This window comes from Montanilutibacter psychrotolerans (assembly GCF_003719825.1).
In the GTDB taxonomy this organism is placed as follows: domain Bacteria; phylum Pseudomonadota; class Gammaproteobacteria; order Xanthomonadales; family Xanthomonadaceae; genus Montanilutibacter; species Montanilutibacter psychrotolerans.
On sequence record NZ_RIBS01000001.1, the window covers coordinates 270,085 to 291,514 of the forward strand.

General features: G+C 68.6%; 15 protein-coding genes. 6 read left to right on the plus strand and 9 right to left on the minus strand.

Annotation, left to right across the window (positions count from 1 at the left end; all coding sequences use genetic code 11):
* The first annotated feature begins 56 nt into the window (after positions 1-56).
* The 3 genes from EER27_RS01130 to EER27_RS01140 all read left to right on the plus strand — a co-directional run bounded on the left by EER27_RS01130 (position 57) and on the right by EER27_RS01140 (position 2,599).
* Positions 57-725 (plus strand): periplasmic heavy metal sensor, encoded by a 669-nt coding sequence (locus EER27_RS01130; protein WP_190285585.1) that lies wholly within the window; start codon positions 57-59, stop codon positions 723-725.
* Positions 726-807: 82 nt separating this feature from the next.
* On the plus strand, positions 808-1,599 hold the full coding sequence (locus EER27_RS01135) for a response regulator (RefSeq protein WP_223807112.1): 792 nt from the start codon (positions 808-810) through the stop codon (positions 1,597-1,599).
* 31 nt (positions 1,600-1,630) lie between these two features.
* Positions 1,631-2,599: an ATP-binding protein gene (locus tag EER27_RS01140; RefSeq protein WP_190285632.1), complete on the plus strand. Its 969-nt coding sequence runs from the start codon at positions 1,631-1,633 to the stop codon at positions 2,597-2,599.
* A gap of 416 nt (positions 2,600-3,015) precedes the next feature.
* Here the strand turns inward: EER27_RS01140 and cysK are convergent, their stop codons facing one another.
* On the minus strand, positions 3,016-4,005 hold the full coding sequence (gene cysK, locus EER27_RS01145; protein WP_123086191.1) for a cysteine synthase A: 990 nt from the start codon (positions 4,003-4,005) through the stop codon (positions 3,016-3,018).
* Between the two features lie 170 nt (positions 4,006-4,175).
* The gene (gene cysG, locus EER27_RS01150) at positions 4,176-5,615 is read right to left on the minus strand and encodes a siroheme synthase CysG (RefSeq protein ID WP_123086192.1); all 1,440 of its coding nucleotides are present in this window, start codon (positions 5,613-5,615) and stop codon (positions 4,176-4,178) included.
* Positions 5,616-5,880: 265 nt separating this feature from the next.
* Between cysG and EER27_RS01155 the strand changes: the two genes are divergently transcribed.
* Positions 5,881-6,861: a LysR family transcriptional regulator gene (locus EER27_RS01155; RefSeq protein ID WP_123086193.1), complete on the plus strand. Its 981-nt coding sequence runs from the start codon at positions 5,881-5,883 to the stop codon at positions 6,859-6,861.
* 78 nt (positions 6,862-6,939) lie between these two features.
* Here EER27_RS01155 and EER27_RS01160 read toward each other — a convergent pair whose 3' ends face one another.
* The 4 genes from EER27_RS01160 to EER27_RS01175 all read right to left on the minus strand — a co-directional run bounded on the left by EER27_RS01160 (position 6,940) and on the right by EER27_RS01175 (position 13,170).
* Positions 6,940-7,683, minus strand: a complete 744-nt coding sequence (locus tag EER27_RS01160; protein ID WP_123086194.1) for a phosphoadenylyl-sulfate reductase — start codon at positions 7,681-7,683, stop codon at positions 6,940-6,942.
* On the minus strand, positions 7,680-9,392 hold the full coding sequence (gene cysI / locus EER27_RS01165) for an assimilatory sulfite reductase (NADPH) hemoprotein subunit (protein WP_123086195.1): 1,713 nt from the start codon (positions 9,390-9,392) through the stop codon (positions 7,680-7,682). Before cysI ends, EER27_RS01160 begins: the two co-directional genes overlap by 4 nt.
* A 73-nt stretch (positions 9,393-9,465) precedes the next feature.
* Entirely contained in the window at positions 9,466-11,340 is a 1,875-nt protein-coding gene (locus EER27_RS01170; protein ID WP_123086196.1) for an assimilatory sulfite reductase (NADPH) flavoprotein subunit, read from the minus strand.
* 336 nt (positions 11,341-11,676) lie between these two features.
* Entirely contained in the window at positions 11,677-13,170 is a 1,494-nt protein-coding gene (locus tag EER27_RS01175) for a M20 family metallopeptidase (protein ID WP_123086197.1), read from the minus strand.
* A 203-nt stretch (positions 13,171-13,373) separates the two neighbouring features.
* Between EER27_RS01175 and EER27_RS01180 the strand changes: the two genes are divergently transcribed.
* A complete protein-coding gene (locus EER27_RS01180; protein WP_123086198.1) occupies positions 13,374-13,769 on the plus strand; it encodes a ComEA family DNA-binding protein in 396 nt (131 codons plus the stop codon).
* Positions 13,770-14,151: 382 nt separating this feature from the next.
* Positions 14,152-14,772: a HutD/Ves family protein gene (locus tag EER27_RS01185; protein ID WP_123086199.1), complete on the plus strand. Its 621-nt coding sequence runs from the start codon at positions 14,152-14,154 to the stop codon at positions 14,770-14,772.
* Positions 14,773-15,110: 338 nt separating this feature from the next.
* Here the strand turns inward: EER27_RS01185 and EER27_RS01190 are convergent, their stop codons facing one another.
* From EER27_RS01190 to EER27_RS01200, 3 genes are all read right to left on the minus strand, one after another.
* Positions 15,111-17,723: a PepSY domain-containing protein gene (locus tag EER27_RS01190; protein ID WP_123086200.1), complete on the minus strand. Its 2,613-nt coding sequence runs from the start codon at positions 17,721-17,723 to the stop codon at positions 15,111-15,113.
* Positions 17,724-17,890: 167 nt separating this feature from the next.
* On the minus strand, positions 17,891-18,571 hold the full coding sequence (locus EER27_RS01195; RefSeq protein ID WP_123086201.1) for a Fe2+-dependent dioxygenase: 681 nt from the start codon (positions 18,569-18,571) through the stop codon (positions 17,891-17,893).
* A gap of 206 nt (positions 18,572-18,777) precedes the next feature.
* Positions 18,778-20,928, minus strand: coding sequence for a TonB-dependent receptor (locus EER27_RS01200; protein WP_123086202.1), 2,151 nt, complete (start codon positions 20,926-20,928; stop codon positions 18,778-18,780).
* Positions 20,929-21,430 lie beyond the last annotated feature (502 nt).

Consider the following 21,430-nt stretch of genomic DNA (forward strand, 5'->3'; position numbering starts at 1 on the left):
TTGATCCGTCGCCCGCTCTGAATGGCAGATCTCGATCCAGCGCGGTCATCTCCGCATTGCCCGCCAGGTCGCAGGCGGGTGCGCCGATCGTCGTCAGCCGGTCGCGATACAAAACTTTACAAACCAGCCAAACGCCGGACGAACGACCGAGTCAGGGTGTCGTCATGCGCGAGCGATGGGCGCCGCGCATAACCCAGGGAACTCGAACGATGAACGTGAATATTGATGGTGGAACGAAACTCGCGACGACCGGCTCGCTGGCGGACGGTCGATCGCGTGGCATGCGACGTGCCCTTGGCGGTCTGCTGCTGGCCAGCCTGCTCGCGACAGGCGTCGTCGGTGTCGCGGGCGGCCATCCCGCCGGTCATGCGCCCCGCGACACCTATTCGCAGATCGACCTCAAGCACCTGCATGCGATATTCGAGCACCTCATCACGGTGGTCTCGCCTGAACAGCAAGCGGCCATGCGGGCCATCGGCGGAGCGGTGCACGAGGACCTGCAGGCGTTGAACCAGCAGGCGTCGGCCGCGCATCGTCGGAAGGTCGGCCTGCTGCTGCAGGGCCGCATCGATCGCGCCGCATTGGAGCGCGCCCGTGCGGATGAAATCGAAGCGGCGGAGCGACTGGCCGAGCGCATCGATGCCGTACTGCTGGACCTGGCCGAAGTGATGACGCCGGACCAGCGCGCGCGGCTTCGCGACCACGTCAAGGAGCAGGAAGGCTGATCACGTGTCGCATCAAGCTTCGTGGCGGCATCGTGCGTCCTATACTGCGCACGATGCCGCGATGCGGCCTGCCTGTTGGCAGTTGCTCCGGCCGGATCCGAAGGATGGCGGCACGCCCTACCAGATGACGACACCAACCCCGTCGCCACGACTGCTCATCCTCGAAGACGACCAGCGTCTGGCCGGGATGCTGGCTACCTATCTCTCCCAGAACGGCTTTGATGTCGCGCATGCCGACACGGTTACGGCGGGGGTGAGGATGCTGCTGGCCGCATCGGCGACCGAGTGGCCATTTTCGATCCTGCTCCTGGATGTGATGTTGCCCGATGGCAACGGCCTGGAGGTGTGTCGGCGGATTCGCGCACAAGCGCCGATTCAATCGCTTCCGATCGTGATGCTGACGGCCAAGGGTGACGCGATGGATCGCGTGGTCGGACTGGAACTGGGCGCCGACGACTATCTCGCCAAACCATTCGAGCCCAGGGAATTGCTGGCGCGCCTGCGGGCGGTGCTTCGCCGCCCGCATGCGGCGGCGATGCCGGCCGCGACCGTGTTGCGTTTCGGACAGCTCGAGATCGACCGCGACGCACGGATGCTGCGCGTCCACGGCCGCGATGTAACGGTGACTGCCCACCAGTTCAACCTGCTGGTGGCGATGGCGGAACGCCCCGGCAGGGTCTTGTCGCGCGAGCAGCTGCTGGACCTTGTCAGGGGCGAATCCCTGGAAGCCTACGATCGCTCGATCGACGTGCATGTCGGTCGATTGCGCGTTGCGATCGAGGACGATCCGAAACGCCCCCGCCGCATCATCACCGTGCGCGGTGCCGGCTACGTGTTCGCGCGCAGTCAGGATGTCCCGGCGGCCAATGAATAGCCACGCGCTCCGATGGTGGCAACGACTTGCCGTGCGCATCTACCTGACGATGCTCGCCAGCATGATCTCGTTCGGCGTGTTTTTCGGTGTTGCCTATTTCGTCTGGCACCTCTACTACGTCTCGGGCCACCGCCCCGGCGTCCTGATGATCGTGATCCTGCTCTTCATTGCGTTGGCGCTGGCAATCGGTGCCTTTCCGATCGTCCGCCGCCTGACCGGGCGGCTCGAACGCCTGCAGCGCAGCGTCGATGCGCTTGGATCCGGGCAGCTGTCGACGCGGGTGGCGGTGGAAGGCCAGGACGAAGTCGCGAGCCTGGCGATCAGCTTCAACCGCTCCGTCGCGCGCATCGAAGCCTTGCTCGACGCCCAGAAGATGCTGTTGTCGAATGCCTCGCACGAGCTGCGCTCGCCTCTGGCCCGCATCCGCATGGCGATCGAACTGATGCAAGAGCGGGCGCAGCCGGACCTGCGTCTGGAGTTGATGCGGAACATTGCCGAGCTCGATGGATTGATTGAAGAAATCCTGTTGGCGAGCCGCCTCGATGCCGTACCGGACTCTGCCGTCAATCGGGAACCCGTGGACCTGACCGCCCTGGCCGCGGAGGAATGCGCCGCCATGGACGTGCCTCTCGACGCGCAGGTGGTCAGCGTGCGTGGCGACAGCAGGCTGTTGCGCCGCATGCTGCGCAATCTGCTGGAAAATGCCCGGCGCTACGGCGACGGCGCACCGATCCGGGTGAGCCTCGTCACGGATCCCGACCAGGCCATCTGTTTGGACGTGATCGATCAGGGACCGGGCATTCCGGCCGACGAGCGGGAGAATGTATTCACGCCCTTCTATCGATTGCTGGGCAGCAGTGAACGAGCCGGAGGCGTCGGCCTTGGCCTGAGTCTGGTCAGACAGATTGCGTCCGCCCACGGTGGCGACGTGCGGTGCCTGCCGCAGCAGCCAAGCGGCAGTCGCTTCCGTGTCAGGTTGCCCCCGGATCCGTCTCCGTAGTCACTGCCCGTTCTACGACGAGGTCCAATGCGGCGATGTCCGCTCCTGACCGATGGCGGTCAGATCCATGTCGATCAGGGGGGCACTGATCGAGTCTCGAGGTCAGACTGCAATCAGAAGATCCATGCTTTCCGTGAGCGGCCAACTTGCGGTGCCTCGCAAAAGCGTCAGGCGTTGCCGCGACGGCGCAGCGCGATGGAAGGATCCGCGTCAGCGGCGACCGCCGAGACCCCGTCGTCACGCGGGGCTTCGCGGATGCCGGCTATCGCACGGGGCGCGGGCGTCGGCGAATGCGGTGGTGGGTTGGTTGCCGGCGGTTTTGCGATGCTGGGGGCGATGTGCGATTTGCGGATGTCGCGATGCCGGGGTTCGCTTTGCTCACCCCGGCCCATGCGGCCTTGTGCTGAGTGCGGAGTTCAGGCGGCGACAGGTGCGTCGACGGGTGCGTCTGCCAGGGTCGCCAGCCACTCCTCGTCGGAACCTTCGTTGACGCCTTCAAACAGGAAGGTCGACAGGTAGCGCTCGCCCGTGTCGGGCAGCACGGCCAACAACACGGTGCCCGCCGGCGCCGACTCGGCCACGCGCAGTGCGGCGGCAACGGTGGCGCCCGAGGACAGTCCGACGAACACGCCTTCCTCGCTGGCCAATCGGCGAGCGGTGTCGCGCGCCAGCACGTCGTCGATCGTCAGTATCTGGTCGGCGATGTCGCGGTTGAGGACCGCGGGCAGGAAGTCGGGTGTCCAGCCCTGGATCTTGTGCGGTTGCCACGGCTGGCCCGACAGCAGCGCCGCGCCGGCCGGTTCGGCGGCGATCACCTGCAGCGACGGGCGCGCAAGCTTGAGCACTTCGCCGGCACCGGTGATGGTGCCGCCGGTACCCCAGCCGCTGACGAAGTAGTCGAGCCGCTTGCCGGCGAAATCGCGCAGGATCTCCGGTCCGGTGGTGCTGCGGTGATAGGCGGGGTTGGCCTCATTCTCGAACTGGCTCGCCAGGAACCAGCCGTGCGCGCGGGCCAGCTCGGCGGCGCGTCGCACCATGCCGCTGCCGCGCTCGGCGGCGGGAGTGAGGATCACCTTGGCGCCATAGGCGCGCATGAGCTTGCGGCGCTCGACCGAGAAGGTTTCGGTCATCACCGCCACGAACGGATAGCCGCGCGCGGCGGCCACCATCGCCAACGCCACGCCGGTGTTGCCCGAGGTGGCCTCGACGATGGTCTGCCCGGGCTTGAGCACGCCGCGCTGCTCGGCATCGAGCACGATCGCCAGCGCCAACCGGTCCTTGACTGAGCCGCCGGGATTGAACGACTCGACCTTGGCGTACAGCGAGACATGCGAGGGCGCGATGCGATTGAGGCGGACGATCGGCGTGGCGCCGATGGTGTCGAGGATGCTGTCGTGCAGTGCCATGGGTGCCTCGGGATGTGGGGAGGTGGGGGCGCGGGGGAGGTGGGGGCGCGGGGGCGGCGCGGGCGCTGGGCGGTTGGTAGGGCGGCAGTGGTTGCCTGTTCGCCCAGCTTCAGTCGGGCCCGCTTCGCTTGGGCCGCGGGTGGCTCATGCCGTGCCGCCCGCGCCCGGGTTCATGCGGCGCGTGCAAGCGGTGCTCCGGCGGACGGCGTCGCGCCCAGCGGCGCCGCACCGAACCAGTGCAATGACGTCGCCAGCGCCGCCACCTCGCCCAGGATCAGCAGCGCCGGGGATTGCACAGCGTGTGCGCGTGCCAGCTCGGGCAGGTCGTCGAGGCTGCCCACGATGACGCGCTGCTCTGGCCGCGAGCCGTTCTCGACCAGGGCGAAGGGCGTCGTCGCCGGCTTGCCGTGCGCCAGCAGGTTGTCGCGCAGACGCTGTAGCCCGGCCACGCCCATGTACACGGCCAGGGTCTGGCGTTCGGCGGCGAGCGCGGGCCAGTCCAGCGTGTCGGCGGAGTCCTTGCAGTGTGCGGTCAGAAGTCGTAGCGACTGGGCGTGGTCGCGGTGGGTCAGCGGGATGCCGGCGTAGGCGCCGCACGCCAGCGCCGCGGTGATGCCGGGAACGACTTCGAAACAGATGCCGTGCGCGTGCAGGAATTCGAGCTCCTCGCCGCCGCGACCGAACACGAAGCCGTCGCCGCCCTTCAGGCGCACGACCCGTTTGCCGGCGCGCGCGTGTTCGAGCATCAACGCGTGGATGCCGTCCTGCGTGGTGTGGTGGTTGCCGGCCTGCTTGCCGACTTCGATGCGCTCGGCGTCGCGGCGGGCGAGTTCGAGCACGTCGCGACTGACCAGGCGGTCGTGCAGGATCACATCGGCCTCGTTGAGCAGGCGCAGACCGCGCAGGGTCAGCAGTCCGGCATCGCCGGGGCCTGCGCCGACCAGCGCCACGCGGCCGCGGCCGGTGCCATGGGCGGCGCGCGCGAGCGCGGTGAGCAGCTCCTGTTCGGCGCCGACGTGGTCGCCACGGCGCAGCAGCCCGGGCACCGGGCCGGCCAGCAGTTGGTCGAAGAATCGGCGACGTGCCGACAGATGCGGCAGGCGGGTCCGGATGCGGTGACGCAGCCGCGACAGCAGCCCGGCAAGCGCGCCCAGCGATTCGTCGAGTTCGGTCTCCAGCTTCTCGCGAAGGTGGCGGGCCAGCATCGGCGCGCCGCCGCCGCTGGAGATGGCGACCTGAAGCGGGCCGCGTTCGATCCGGGCGGGCACCTGGAAGCTGGAGGCCTGCGCGTCGTCGACCACGTTCACCCAGACCCGCCGTGCCTCCCCAGCCGCAGCAACGGCACGGTTGACCACGTCGTCACCGGTGGCCGCGATGGCCAGCCAGGCCGCGTCCAGCCACTGCGGCTCGAAGCGGGCGGCGACGTGCTCGATGCGGCCGTCCTCGTGCAACGCCTGCAACGTTGGGTCCAGTTCAGGTGCGCCGACCCGCACCCGTGCGCCGGCATCCAGCAGGGCGGCGACCTTGCGTCGGGCGACCGCGCCACCACCCACCACCAGTACGAGGCGGCCGCGCAGGTCGGCAAACAAGGGAAACAGCGGGGCGGTCATCGCGGCGGGCCAGCTCGTAACAGGAGGACCCGATCCTGCGCGGGGGGGCGACACGGCGGAAATGATCGCCACGCCTGCGCTGATTCCCCGCCGGCATAAGCGCTGGACAGCGGTCGGTGGGGGTGGTTAGGCTATGCATCCTTTCATGCGAATAAAGCGATATCTACATGACGAACGCGCTCTGGAAATCCATGTGTTGTAGCCCGGCCCCGTCCTGCCGACGTTCCTTCAGCCCCGCCTCGATACCCCCCGGACTCGCCCCGCCATGACCCTCACCCAGCTTCGCTATTTCGCTGCAATCGCCGATTCCGGCCTCAACATCACGCTGGCCGCCGAGCGCGTGCACGCGACCCAGCCGGGCTTGTCCAAGCAGCTCAAGCAGCTGGAGGACGAGCTGGGCTTCCTGCTTTTCTCGCGTAAGGGCCGCAGCCTGGAGGCCATCACGCCCGGTGGTTTGCAGGTGCTCGAACACACCCGCCGACTGCTCACCGAGGCCGGCAACATCCGTACCTATGCAGCCAATCAGCGCGGCCAGAACAACGGCAGGCTGGTGCTGGCGACCACCCACACCCAGGCGCGCTTCGTGCTGCCGCCGGCGGTGGCGCGCATCAAGCAGGCTTACCCGCAGGTCAGCGTGCACCTGCAACCGACCGCCGATGGCGAAGTGCTCGATTTGCTGGCGCGCGGCGAGGCCGATTTCGCGCTGATCAGCACCGCGGGCGATGTGCCGGCGGGAGGCATCGCCGTACCGCTGTTCCGCTGGAAGCGCGTGGTGCTGGTGCCGCGCGACCACGTGCTGGCCGAAGCCGGTGTGGCAACGTTGCAGCAACTGGCCGCCCATCCGCTGGTCAGCTACGAATCCTCCAACCGCCCCGACTCCTCGCTGCGACGCGCGTTTGCCGCCGCCGGCTACGAGCCGCAACTGGCGATGACCGCGCGCGACGCCGATCTGATCAAGACCTATGTGCGAGCCGGGCTCGGGATCGGGCTGCTCGCCGAAATGGCCGTTGGCGCCGGCGATTCCGACCTGGTGGTGCGACCGGCGCCGGCGGTGATCCCCGAATGCATCGCCTGGGCCGTACTGCCGCGCGAGCGCGTGCTGCGCGACTACACCCTCGAGTTGCTGGTGGCGCTGGCGCCGCAGTTGGACCGCCACGAACTGCGCCAGGTGCTGGCCGGCAACGTCGCGCCGGCATGGCCGACGCCACCGTCGTGGCAGGAGCTCAGTCAGTCGATCTCGGTGTGATGGCTTGAGGCGGTATGACGGCGGGCCGACGCGCGATGAGCACGTCGGCACCGCGGTCCGATCACCGGCAGCGCGTCGTCACGCCGCCTGCCCCGCATCGCCCCACAACTCGTGCAGGCCGCATTCGCGCTTGAGGCCGAAGAAGCGGGTGTCTTCCTCGCGCATGCCCGCTTCTAGGCGGCGCGTGGTGTGCACGTCGCCAATCGACACGTAGCCCTCGTGCCACAGCGGGTGGTACGGAAGATCGAAGCGCCGCAGGTACTCGGCGACATCGCGATCGGTCCAGTCCGCAATCGGATGCAGCTTCCAGCGGCCGTCGCGCAATTCCAGGAAGTCGAGGTTTGCGCGGCTGTCGGACTGGCTCCGGCGCAGGCCGGCGATCCAGCTGCGCACGCCCAGTTCACGCAACGCGCGCTGCATGGGCTCGACCTTGCGCAGGCGGTTGTAGCGGTCGATGCCGTCGACGCCGCCTTCCCACAGCCGACCCATCCGCGCCTCCATCCAGGCGACGCCGATCTGCGGGCGATAGACCTTGAGGTTGAGGTCCAGGCGCTCGCTGAGGTCGTCGACGAAACGGTAGGTTTCGGGGAACAGGTAGCCGGTGTCGACCAGGATCACCGGGATGTCCGGCTTCAGTCGCGTGACCAGGTGCAGCGATACCGCAGCCTGCGCGCCGAAGCTCGACGACAGCGCGTGCTCGCCGGCATGGTTGGCCAGCGCCCAGGCGACGCGGTCGCTGGCGTCCAGCGTACCCAGCCAGCGGTTGAGGTCGGCCAGCGCGCGCGGGGATTCAGCCGCGCTGACGGGATCGGGCGGGCTCATGCGACCAGCTCCAGGGCAAGTGCCTTGCCAGCGACGATGCCGGCACGGTTGAGGAAGTCACCGAAGTACTCGTTAGGCTCGCCTTGCCCGGCGTACTGCGCGAACAGCCGGTCGAGCTCGTCCAGGATCGTGGCCTCGTCGATGTTCTCGCGGTACAGCGTGTTGAGGCGCTGCCCGCGGTGGTCGGCACCGAGCATCAGGTTGTAGCGGCCCGGCGCCTTGCCCACCAGCGCGATCTCGCCCAGGTACGGCCGCGAGCAACCGTTCGGGCAGCCGCTGATGCGGATGTTGATCGCCCGGTCGGACAGGCCGTGGCCGGCCAGCAGGCTGTCGATCCGGTCGAGGAAGCCTGGCAGGTAGCGCTCGGCCTCGGCCATCGCCAGTCCACAGGTGGGCAACGCCACGCAGGCGATCGCATTGAGGCGCACGGGGCTGGCGGAACGGTGCCCATCCAGGCCGTGCGTGGCCACCAGCAGGTCCACCTGCGCGCGAAGCACCTCGTCGACATTGGCGATCACCAGGTTCTGGTTCGCGGTCATGCGGAACTCTGCGTCCTTGCCGGCGTCGGCCAGCAGCGCGGCGATCGCGCGCAAGCCGGTGAGGTGGCTGAGGCCATCGCGATCCCAGATGCGGCCCGAGACGATGCGCAGGGTCAGGTGACTGCGGCCGTCGTGGCCGCGCACCCAGCCGAAGCGGTCGCCGTTGTGGATGAAATCGAACGGCCGCGCCGGGGGGAGAGGGAACCCGGCGCGGCGCTCGACCTCTGCCTTGAAGGCATCGAGTCCATGGTCGTCGATCGTGTACTTCAGGCGCGCGCGCTTGCGCACCACGCGGTTGCCCCAGTCGCGCTGGGTGGTGATGACGGCTTCGGCGACCGCCGTGACCTGTTCGGGCGTCACGAAGCCGATCACGTTGCCAAGGCGCGGGTAGGTTTCCGGATCGCCATGGGTTGCGCCCATGCCACCACCGACGGTGACGTCGTAGCCCAGCAGTTCGCCGCCATCGTTGCCGTCGTCGTTGATGACTGCGATGAAACCCAGGTCCTGGGCGAACACGTCGACGTCGTTGTACGGCCCGATCGCGAAGCCGATCTTGAACTTGCGTGGCAGGTAGGTGGCACCGTAGATCGGCTCGACCTCGTCGCCGCTGCCGGCAACCTTCTCTTCGTCCAGCCAGATCTCGTAGTAGGCGCGCGTGTTGGGCAACAGGTGCTCGGACAGCGCTGCGGCGTGCGCGTAAACCTGTGCATGCGCACGCGACTGGTGCGGATTGGCGGCAACGGCGACGTTGCGGTTGACGTCGCCGCACGCGGCCAACGTGTCGATCAGCGCGGCGTTGATCGCCTGCATCGTCGACTTGAGTTCGGATTTGATCACGCCGTGGAACTGGAACGCCTGACGCGTGGTGATGCGCAGGCCGCGTTCGGCGAACGTGGTGGCGATGGCGTCGAGCTTGAGCCACTGCGCCGGCGTGATCACGCCGCCGGGCGTGCGCGTGCGGATCATGAACGAATGCGCCGGCTCGAGCTTCTGCAGGCGGCGCTCGTCGCGGATGTCGCGGTCGTCCTGCTGGTAGCTGCCGTGGTACTTGATCAGGGTCTGGTCGTCGTCGTTCAACGCACCGGTGACCGGATTGGCGAGCGATTCCAGCAGCGTGCCGCGCAGCCGGCCACTGGCCTGCTTGATGTCTTCGACCGAATGCGCGCTCATGCGCGGATGTCCGGTTTGCCGATCGATGCGGCAGCCGTTGCGCGACGCGCGCCGGCGGAAGAGGTTGCGTCCATCAGTACACGTCCCGTGCGTAACGGCCCTGCGCCTGCAGGTCGTTGAGGTAGTCGTTGGCGTCGTCGGCGGACTTGCCGCCGTGTTCGGCAATCACCGCAAGCAGCGCGGCATGCACGTCGCGCGCCATGCGCGTGGCATCGCCGCAGACGTACACGTGGGCACCGCCATCGAGCCATGCGTACAGCTCGCGGCCGTGTTCGCGCAGGCGATGCTGGACGTAGGTCCTGGTCGGCGCAGGTTCCCGCACGTCCGTGTGTGGGCGGTCCACCACGCGGGGTTGGTCGCGCGAGAACGCCAGGTCCAGCCGGTGCAGCTCACCGCGCTTGAGGGCGTCCTGCCATTCGATCTGATAGAGAAAATCGCTGCGCGCGTGCCGGTTGCCGAACAGCAGCCAGTTGCGTCCGCCGGCGCCGATCTCGGCGCGCTCCTGCACGAAACCGCGGAACGGCGCGACGCCGGTGCCCGGGCCGATCATGATCACGTCGCGCGAGGCGTCGGCGGGCAGGCGGAAGCGTTCGTTTCGCTCGATGAACACCGGCACGCTGGCGTCGTCGTCGGCCCGCGCGATGAAGTTGGAGGCGGCGCCCCAACGCAGTTCGTCGCCGTGCGGGTACTGGACGTGAGCGACGGTCAGGTGCGCTTCGTCGCCAACGCGTTTGCGGCTCGATGCGATGGAATACAGCCGCGGCACGAGCGGCCGCAATGCCGCGACCAGTTGCTCGCCGGTCCAATCGGCCGGATGGGCGCGCAGCAGGTCCAGTGGCTGCTGCTCGGCGAACAGTCGCGCCAGGGCGGCGTTGTTGTCGGCGGCGAGCAACTGCGCAAGCGCGTCGCTGCGCGCGAGTTCGGCATGACGGGCCACGAACGGCCGCGACAGGCGGGTGAGTTCGCGCTTGCTGGACAGCCACTCGCGCAGCGGCAATGCCTGCCCGTCGCGTTCGATTTCGGTATCGCCGTCCAGGCGCAGCGACTGCAGCACCGCGTCGACCAGCAGCGGCGGATTCACCGGCCATACGCCGAGCGCGTCGCCGGGCTCGTAGTGCAGGCCCGAGCCCTGCAGCGAAAGCTCGACGTGCCGGATGTCGCGCTCGCTGTCGCGGCCGGTGATGCGCTGGTTGGCCAGCAGTTCGGCGGCAAACGGGCGGTCGCGATCGAAGCCGTCGACGGCGGCGACGGCGGGGCGCAGCGGGGTGACGCTGGCGAGCGCGGGCTGCTGGATTTTCAGCGCCTGGCGCGCTGCGGTCAGGGTGTCGATCAGCCACGGGCGGGCGACGCTGTCGACGTCCAGATCGGCGTCGACGCGCGGCAGCCACCGCGTCGCACCCAGTTCTGCCAGGCGGTCGTCCAGGCGTCGGCCGATCGCGCAGAACTGCGGGTAGCTGGAATCGCCCAGCCCAAGCACCGCGTACTGCAGCGCGGGCAGCTTCGGGGCGCGTTTTCCGGCGATGAACTCGACCAGGGCACGTGCGTCGTCGGGCGGGTCGCCGTCGCCCTGGGTGCTGATCACGATGGCGAGATGACGTTCGTCCTTGAGCTCGCGCGTCGGGTAGGCGTCGGCGCGCAGCAATCGCACGCCGAGTCCGGCGCCGCCGACGTCGCGGGCCAGCTCTTCGGCGATGCGGCGGGCGTTGCCGGTCTGGCTGCCGTAGACGATGGTGAGCCGCGATGCCGGGGCCGACGCAACCGCAGCCTCCACGGCAATCCCGGCGGCGGAAGGCACCGCCGACAGCGGGCGGGCCCGGGCAAGCCCGGCGGCATAGCCCGACAACCACCACAGGCCCTCGCCATCGAGCCCTTCGGTCAGGCGCGCGAGCAGGCCGGCGCGGTCCTCGGACAGCGGTGACGGCGGCGGCAGGACGGCATGGGCGGGCATCGCGAGGACTCGAATGATCGAGCGATGAGCCTAGGCAGGGGGGGAATGCCACGGAAAGGATGCGTGGTTATGCGCTTATGCCGGGCGCGGGCGGTTGGAGGGCGCTAGCGCCGCGGGACGGCGGTGCGCTTCTGCCAACACGGGCCAAGGCCGTGCTCACGAGAACGAATGTCCCGCCGGATCGGCGTGTCGGCGGGGCGTGGCGGGGATAAGCGCCCGACGGTGTCGCCACCGACCTGTCGCGGCCCCGGCACCGATCGGCAAGCCGCGAACGAAAACACCCGGCGCGTGGCCGGGTGTCGTCGTGTCGTCATCAGGGCGCCAGGGCGCCTGCGATCAGCAGCAGCCGTGGTCGCCGTGCCGGTCGCCACTGTCGGCCGCCACCGCAACGCCGGTGGTCTCGCCGCGCAGGCTGGCGGCGTTGTGCTCGGCGATCACCTTGGCCACGCACGCGGTCACGCGCTTGCCCATCGGGATGTGCAGGAACTCGTTCGGGCCGTGCGCGTTGCTGTGCGGGCCGAGCACACCGGTGATCATGAACTGCGCACCCGGGAACTTCTCGCCCAGCATGCCCATGAACGGGATCGAGCCGCCTTCGCCCATGTACATCGCCGGCTGGCCGAAGAACTGCCGGCTGGCATCATCGATCGCCTTCTCCAGCCACGGCGACAGCGCCGGGGCGTTCCAGCCGGTCGAGGCCTTCTCCAGGTCGAGGGTGACCTGCGCGCCATTGGGCGCATCGCGCAGCAGGGCTTCCTGCAGCAACTCGCCGGCGTGCTTGCCATCGACGGTGGGCGGCAGGCGCAGGCTCAACTTGACCGAGGTCATCGGGCGCAGCACGTTGCCGGCCGAGGCCAGGGCGGGCAGGCCATCGGCACCGGTCACCGACAGGGCCGGACGCCAGGTGCGGTTGAGGACGAGCTCGGCCAGATCGTCGGCCATCGGCTTGAGGCCGTCGACGAGCGGGAACTTGTCGAAGATCGCCGTGTCCAGCACCTTGGCCGCCTGGCGTGCCTGGGCCAGGCGTTCGGCGGGAATCTCGTCGTGCATGCCCTCGATCAGGATGCGGCCGGTGCCTTCGTCCTCGATGCGCGAGAGCAGCTGGCGCAGCAGGCGGAAGCTCGACGGCACCACGCCGGAGGCGTCGCCCGAGTGGACGCCCTCGTTGAGCACCTTGACGGTGAGATTGCCGCCGGTGAGACCGCGCAGCGAGGTCGTGCACCACAACTGGTCGTAGTTGCCGCAACCCGAATCCAGGCACACCACCAGCGACGGCTTGCCGATGCGGTCGGCGAGGTGGTCGACGTAGGCGGGAAGGTCGTAGCTGCCCGATTCCTCGCAGGCCTCGATCAGGATCACGCAGCGCGCGTGCGGCAGCTTCTGCTCGTGCAGCGCGAGGATCGCGGTCAGCGAGCCGAAGATCGCGTAGCCGTCGTCGGCGCCGCCGCGGCCGTAGAGCTTGTCTCCCTTGATGACGGGCTTCCACGGGCCGAGGTCCGCGTCCCAGCCGGTCATTTCGGGCTGCTTGTCGAGGTGGCCGTAGAGCAGGACGCTGTCATCGGCGTTGCCGCCGTTGGCGGCGGGGATCTCGACCAGGATCAGCGGCGTGCGGCCTTCCAGGCGCACCACCTCGATCTGCATGCCGGGGATCGACTGCGCCTTCGCCCAGCCTTCCATCAGCGCGACCGCCTGATCCATGTAGCCGTGAGCGACCCAGTCGGTGTCGAACATCGGCGACTTGTTGGGGATGCGGATGTACTCGACCAGTTGCGGGACGATCTCCTCGTCCCACTTGCGGGAGACGAAGCTGTCGATCTGGGTGGCGTCCATGGTGGGCCTCGGGGGTCAGGACCGCCAAGTTTACGCCTCCGGGGTGCGGGTCGGGATTTTCCTACCCCTCGTCGCGGCGCGCTCCGACCGCCCTGAGATGGGTTTGGCGATACCCCCGATTCCGGGGGCTGGGCAAAGTGAGGCCGTCGGTAGCCCATGGCGCTGCCACCTGCACACGGACCCATTGCGAAGGAACCGCATCCATGAAGTCGTTCGACAGTCTCGTGAAATCCCTGGCCTTCTCGTTGCTGCTGGCCGTCAGCGTCCTTCCCGGGGGCGCGTCCGCTGCCGATCGGGTGAACATCAATACCGCCGACGCGGCCACCCTGGACGAGGTCCTGATCAATGTCGGGCCGTCGAAGGCCGAGGCAATCGTGGCCTACCGGAAAGAGCACGGTGCGTTCCGCAGCGTCGAGGAACTCGCCCTTGTCACGGGCATTGGCCTGCGCACGGTCGAGAAGAATCGCGACCGCATCGACCTCGGCAACGTCCCAGCGGCACGCCCCACCGCACGTCCCACCGCAGCGGGCTCCGCGCCCGCACCCGGTCGCGCGGCGCCGCGACGGGCCGCCGCACCTGCCCCGGCGGCCAGCCGCTGACACCGGCGCCGAAGCGGCTGACCGTCTGGAGAATGGGCACGGAGGCCCATCGCTGTTGGGAGTGCGGCGCACACGGACGTGTGGCTGCGCTCCCATGGGTGACATCACGGCGGAACGTTTGCTCCTGCGCCGGAATCGCCTTACCCGTTGGAAGGCTTCACCGCGGTCGGGCCGCGCGGGACGGGCTCACCCCCCAATCCCCGCCGGTCCGGTCGCATCTCACGTTTGTCGGGCCCGTCGGCTTCCACCGCGGTCGGCCGAGCAACGTCAGGGAAACGTTGCTTCTCACACACAGAGCCAGAGCCTCGGCGTGTGGACGCAGATCGCGGCCAAGCCACGATGAATCGCTAGACTGTCGCGGGGACGCAACCGGATAGCGCAGATGGCTGACCATCGCGATGAAACGCCCACCCGTGCACATTCGTGGGTGATAGCGGCAAACGAATACGTTCGCCAGCGTTGGAAAAATGAGCTGGGCTGGACCCGCGAGATTCTTGCGTGGCCCAATCCGGGCAACTGGGATTGGCGGCTGTCGATTGCCGAGATCGAACGCGATGCGGCGTTCTCGGCGTTCCCCGGCATCGATCGCGAGCTGGTGCTGCTGTCAGGCAACGGTCTGCGCTTGCGCTTCGACGACGGCGAAGTGCACGAGCTGCTCCCGCCGCACCAGCGCCTGCGCTTCGCCGGCGAGCGTGGTGTCCACGGCGAGCTGCTCGACGGCACGACCCACGACTTCAACCTGATGTGGCGTCGTGACCGCTTGGTCGCCGACCTCTGGCATCGGCCGCTGGTGGGGCCCATGGTGGTCTTCGCCGAGCCGCACAGCACCTGGGTGGTGCACCTGATCTCCGGCCGTGCGACGTTCGCCGACGATTCCGGCCTGCCTCCGTTGGCGGCAGGCGACACGGCGATCTTTGCTGCAGGGGACGCGCGCGTGCGTCACGTGCTGGACGGCGGCGGCGAAGCGCTGTTGATCCGGCTTCGTGCCGCGGGAAGCGAGTAACGCGACACGCAGGCCCAAGCGGTCACCCTGCCGCCGGTGGCGATGCCGGTGCGCGCGCCTGCCCGTGCGGACGCCCACCGGGTCGCCGTCAGTGATGTCGCGCCCCCCGGGCGTGCGGTGTCGCCGCAGGGGCCGCCTCGTAGTACGACGGTGCGCAGGTCTCGTCGCCAATGGCGCCGGATCGGTAAACGCGCGACCCGCATGGCACTGCATCGCGTCGCAATTCCCGATGCACGACTGCCGACTGCGTCGATCCTTCGCGTTGTTGAAGCGTTGCCAGCCCGGGAGCCGCCGCCGTCAGCGGCTGGCCCTGACCCGTGCCCGGAATCGTGGCCGGCCTAGTAGACGTCGCGGCGATAGCGGCCGTCCGTCGCCATGGTTTCCAGGGTTTCTTCGCCAACCACCTCACGGAGCACGGCGTCCACTGCCGGCGCCATGCCCTCGAGACTGCCGCAGACGTAGACCGCCGCGCCGTCGGCCAGCCAGTCGCGCAAGCGCGTGCCGTGTTCGGCCAGCAGGTGCTGCACGTAGTGGCGCGGCGCGTCGCCGGGCCCCGGCTGGTCACGCGAGAACGTGAGATCCAGGTGTTGCAACTGTCCGGAGGCGAGCCAGGCATCGAGCTCGTCGCCGTAGTGTCGGTCGTGCGGGCGACTGCGTTCGCCGAACAGCAGCCAGTTGCGATGATGGCCGGCGGCGATGCGTGCCTTCAACACGGCGCGCAGGCCGGCCAGACCCGTGCCATTTCCGATCAGCAGCACGGGGCGCGCATCGGTCGGGGCGTGGAACGAGGGGTTGCTGCGGATGCGCAGATCGATATCCGTGCCGATCGCGGCGTGTTCCGTGAGCCAACCGCTGCCGCTGCCGAGCCGTCCGTCGTTGTGCCGCATGCGCCGCACCAGCAGCTGCAGGCTGCCGTCGGCAGGCAGTGAGGCGATCGAATACTCGCGGTGCGGTAGCGGTTGCAGCGCGTCGGCCACCGCCTGAGCCGACTGCGACGCGGCTGCTGCCGGGTCCGGCAGACGCGAGGCGGCCAGGCGCTCGCCCAGCGTCGTCGTCGCTTCGCCGTGGCGTACGGGCGCATCGGCGGTAAAACCGGCGGCATCCAGCCAGCGGGCCACATCATCGGCACCGTGGCGCGGGCCGATCTCGGCAATGTCGCCGGCCTGCCAGTTCAGGTCGGCCGCCGTGTTCGGAGCCAGGGCGAGGTGGAAGGCGGGACCGCCCGGGCTGCCGGCATTGATCTGACGGCGCTCGACAAGTCGCCACGGCCGATAACTGGGTGTCGACCAGTCGGGCAGGTCGGTGCGACCGGCGAGCAGGCCAACGTGGTGCTGCCAGTGACGCAGCGCGCCGTTGTCGCCGGCGTCGACCTCGACACGATCAAACAGCGGCTGCGCGCCGGCATGGTGCAACCAATGGTCCAGTTCACGGCCGAAGGTGCAGTAGTTTTCGTACTGGGTATCGCCCAGTGCCAGCACGGCGTGCTGCAGGCAGGCCAGTGGCGGCGCGCCCGCGCGCATGCGGCGCACGAACGCGCGGCCGTTGTCGGGCGCCTCGCCATCGCCGAACGTGCTGACCACGAACAGCGCGCGACGGTAGTCCAACAGCTGGTCGGGTTGCAGCTTGCCAAGCAGCCGCACGTCGACTGCCAACCCGGCTTCGCGCAGCACGGCGGCGGTCTGCCAGGCCAACTGCTCGGCGCTGCCGGTCTGGCTTGCGAACGCGATCAGCACCGTGTCCCGTCCGGTTTGCGCCGCGCTCGCCGGTTGCTGTCGGGAGAGCGCGCGCGCCGCGTGCTGCTTGCGGCGACGGTCGAGGTAGAGCATCCAGCCGGTGATGGCGAACAACGGCATCAGCAGGCTGGCGAGCATGAACAGCACGACGCCGACGGTGCCGAAATAGCTGCCGCGATGCAGCGCGAAGTAGCTGCCGGCCAGGCGCTGGCCCAGCGGCTTGTCGTCGTAGCGCTCGTGCTTGCGCACCAGCAGGCTCGTGGGGTCCACCTCGAGGCTGTTGCTGGCACGTTCGTGCGTTGGGTGCAGGTCGAGGTAACGGAACTGCACCGGGCCGCCGTCGCGCGGCCATTGCATCGTGGCGGTGCTCCAGGCGGGCGCCGCGGCGTTGAACGCCCCCCAGGTCAGCGCCACGTCGGGCTCGGCGGGGGACGTCTCGCCGATGGGCTGCGCGGATTTGCCTTCCTGCTTGCCCTTCCTTCCGCCTAAACCGGCCTTGCCACCGGCTTCCTGCTTCGTTGGTACGCCCGCGAGCGCGTTCAGCCCGTTGCGGTACCACTCGTACGACCACGTCAGACCGGTCAAGGCCATCACCAGATAGGCCACCAGTACCCATGTGCCGACGATGGAGTGCAGGTGCCAGAGGAAGTTGCGCCCCTTCTGGCGCCAGTCCAGCGCGAGCCACGCGCGCGGCGACATCCAGCGGCGTGGCCACCGCAGGTAGATGCCGGACAGGCAGAAGAACACCAGCACCACGGTCGAGAAGCCCACGATCTGCTTGCCCACCTTGTCGGCGACCAGCCAGCGATGCAGCTTCATGGTGAAGCTGAAGAACGCCTCGCCACGCGGTTTGGCTAGCAGCGCTCCGGTGTAGGGATCGACCATGCGCGTCTCGCCGCGCGGCGGGCGACCCATCGGCCCCTTCGGTGCGTCCTTGCGCGCGGCAAAGCCGACCTTGGCCGCGTCGGCGGGGTCGGACGAGAGCGTCAGCGACTGGATCCGGTCCTCGCCGGCCTGCGCGCGCACGCGTTCGACCAGGTCGCGCGGCGACATCGGCTGGCCTTTCGGTTCCACCGTCATCACGCCGGGGTTGATCGCCTTGAGGATCTCGTCCTCGAAACTCAGCATCGCCCCGGTGGCGCCCACCAACGCCAGGACCAGTCCGGCGGTAATGCCGAGGAACCAGTGCACCTGGAAAATCGCGTTGCGTAGTGTCATGGCGTATTCATTGGCGAAGGAAATTGCGGCAGCGCTGCGAGGTCGTGCGTACTACAACGGGGCGGGCATCGGTCGCGGCGTCGCCACTGCGATCACGTCGCGATCGGTCACGCAGGCGAGTGCCCCCGAAAGGTGCTGTCGATGCGCAGCCGGTGCACGGTTGTGCATCAGGTGTCCGCCCAGCGCCGCAGCAGGTTGTGATAAACGCCGGTGAGCTCGATGGCCGCGGGCGAATCGGGCAGGTCGCGATGCACCTGCTGGGTCGCGCGGTCCAGGTCGTACAACAACGTGCGCTGGCCGTCGTCGCGGACCATGCTCTGCACCCAGAAGAACGAAGCGGTGCGCGTCCCGCGCGTGACCGGTCGCACCAGGTGCAGGCTGCTGGCCGGGTACAGCACCAGGTGGCCAAGCGGCAGCTTCACCGAATGCGTGCCGTAGTTGTCCTCGATCACCAGCTCACCGCCGTCGTACTCGTCGGGCGAGCTCAGGAACAGCGTTGCGGACAGGTCGGTGCGCACCTTGTGCGGCGTGCCGCGCACGTGGCGGATTGCGTTGTCGACATGGCTGCCGAACGACTGTCCACCGTCGTAGCGGTTGAACAGCGGCGGAAACACCTTCAGCGGCAGCGCCGCGGACATGAACAACGGGCTGCGTTGCAACGCAGAAAGCACCAGCTCGCCAAGTTGCTGGGCGACCGGTGCGTCCTCGGGAAGTTGCTGGTTGTGCTTGGCCTGCGCCGATTGGTAGCCGGCGGTGATCCGGCCGTCCGCCCAGTCCGCGTCGTCGAGGGCCTGGCGGCAACGGGCGACTTCGTCGCTCGTCAGTACATTCGGAATCTGCAACAGCATCGCGGGCTCCGTGGTTGGGATCGGGAACGGCGATCCTCGCAGTTTCCCGTCGGGTCCGCCGGCTGCCGGGCCGCGGCGACCCGCACGGATCGGACCCGGGCCGGGCCAGCCCCGCACGTCCCTGTGCGGCGGGATGCTCCGATCCTTCGGGGCACCCCGTGACGACGCGGCCTGTCACGAGGACAGAGTGCGTCGCCCTGGCTGGATCAGAAGCTGAAATCGGCGCTCAGCATGAACGTGCGCTCGGCACCCGGGGTGTAGTGGCCACCACCGACGCGGTCGACGTACTGCTTGTTGCTGAGGTTGTAGCCATTGAGGCGCAGCGCCACGGCATCGTTGATGCGGTAGCCCAGCATCGCGTCGAACGTGGTGTAGGCCTTGGCTTCGCGGGTGTTGGCGGTGCTGGTGAAGCGCGAGCCCACGTGCTGCGCGCCGAAGCCGACGTCGAACTTCTCCGTGACCTGGTAGCTGGTCCACAGGTTGGCGCTGCGGCGCGGGGTGTTGGGCAGGTCGTTGCCGACCTCGGCCGGGGTCACGCGGTTCTTGGTGGTCTCACCGTCCAGCCAGGCGACGCCGGCGTTGATGGTCCACGCGTCGGTGATCTGGCCGGCCGCGCTGATCTCGAAGCCGTCCACGCGCTGCTCGCCGTCCAGCACGTACAGCACGTTGCTGGAGGTGTCGGCGTCCAGACGCATGTTGGTCTTCTCGGTGCGGAACAGCGCCGAGGTCAGCATCAGGCGGTTGCCGAACAGGTTCCACTTGGTGCCCAGTTCCAGCGTGCGGCTCTTCTCCGGCTCGACCTTCACCAGCGCGGCGTTGAGGCTCATGCCCTCGGCGGACGGGTTGAACGAGGTGCCGTAGCCCAGGTAGATGCTGCCGTTCTCGACCGGCTTGAACACGGCGCCAACGCGGCCGCTGAGCACTTCGTCGGTGCGCGAGTACGTGGTCCACGCGTTACTGGTGCGGTCGAACACGGTGGCCTCGGCCTTGAAGTGGTCCCAGCGCAGTCCGGCCGACAGCTCCCACTGCGGGTTCAGCACCAGCGTGTCGAACACGTACACGGCGGCCGAGTCGGCGCGGGTGCGGGTGTCGCCCAGGGCATCGCGGATCAGCGGACGGAAGCTGCCGTGCGCGTTGGGGTTGAACAGATCCAGCGTCGGCGTCGCCGGTGCGCTGGCGTCTTCGATGCGCGCACGGTTCGAGGACTTCTCGCGGCTCAGCTCGAGGCCGGCCAGCAGGGTGTGCTCGACCGCACCGGTGTTGAAGACCGCGGTGAGGTCGGTGACGTTGGCGACGATGTCGTCAATGCTGTCGCGGGTCTTCGGGGTCGGGTTGATCGCGGTGCCGTTGTCGTTGGCGAAACGCGGCGCGGTAAGCACCGAGTCGCGCGTGCTGCGGCCCCAACGGGTCACGTTGCCCAGGCGCAGCTTGTCGTTGAAGTCGTGCTGGATCGACACGGTGGCCATGTCGGTCTCGGTCTTCTCGTAGTCGCGGCCCAGCAGGCCGTACCAGTTGCTGCGGTCGACCGGCGAGATGAGATCGCGGCTGGCGGGGATCGCATTGTTGGTGCCCGGCACCCACGGCTGGCCGTAGTCGGGAACGTTGTCCTGCTCGAGGTGGAACAGGCTGAACTGCGCGATGGTGCTGGTGCCCAGGCCCAACGACAGGGTCGGGGCGACGCCCCAGCGCTTGTTCTCGACGTGGTCGCGACCGTTGACCTCGGCGTCGTGGCCCATGAGGTTGACGCGGAACGCGCTGCTGTCGCCCAGGACGTGGTTGAAGTCGGCAGTGGTGCGCAGCAGGCTGTCGTCGCCGACACTGATGCCGACGCGGTTGAACGACTCGTTGGTGGCCGACTTGCTGGACAGGTTGATCGAGCCGCCCGTCGAGCCGCGACCGGAGTGGGTCGAGGCCGGGCCCTTCACGACTTCGATCTGCTCGAGGTTGAACGAATCGCGCGAGTAGCCGCCGAAGTCGCGAATGCCGTCGACGAACAGGTCGGTGCGCGCGCTGAAGCCGCGCAGCGACAGGTTGTCACCCGCCGGAACGCCACCTTCACCGGCCTGCATGCTGATGCCCGGCACGTTGCGCAGCGCGTCGCGCAGCGAGGTCACGCCCTGGTCCTTCATCAGGTCGGCCGACACGATGGTCACCGACTGCGGGGTGTCGAGCAGCGGCTGGGTGATCTTGGCCGAGCGGCTTTCGGCGACGCGCTGGCCCTGTACTTCGACCGAATCGAGATCCTGCGGCGCGCTGCCGGTGGCGGTGCCCGACGGTGCGGCGATGGCGGGAAGCGAGGACAGGGCGAGAGCGAGCGCGCCGGCAAGCGGCGAAAGGGCGAGCTTGAGGTTCGACATGGGAATCCGGTGGGAATGGAACGCGACGTGTCGTCGCAGCGCCGCGTATGTTAGTGAGACTGATTCGCATTTGCAACGAAAAGCGAACGAATGCGGTCGGCTAATCCGCTGCAGCGGGCTTGCAGGGCGTCACCTTGGAGTGGGAGCCGGGTGTCGGCCGTCGGCCGTCGCGCTGCGGACGGTGGAGGCGCCGAGGGTCAGCCGATCGCGCGCCGTTCGACGTGACGTCCGCGGGATGTCGATAGCGGCGCCGATGACGCCCACGGCGCGATCGCAGATCGGGCCAGGTTTGGAGCGGGCTCAAGCCCGGCACATGCGGATCGGCAAGCTCCGCACGGTCGGCCAGGGCCCACCCTACGCGTCGCCGCGGCGAGAAGTTGTAGGGCGGGCTCAAGCCCGGCACATGCGGATCGGCAACCGCTGCACGGTGGGCCAGGGCCCACCCTACGCATCGCCGCGGCGAGAAGTTGTAGGGCGGGCTCAAGCCCGGCACATGCGGATC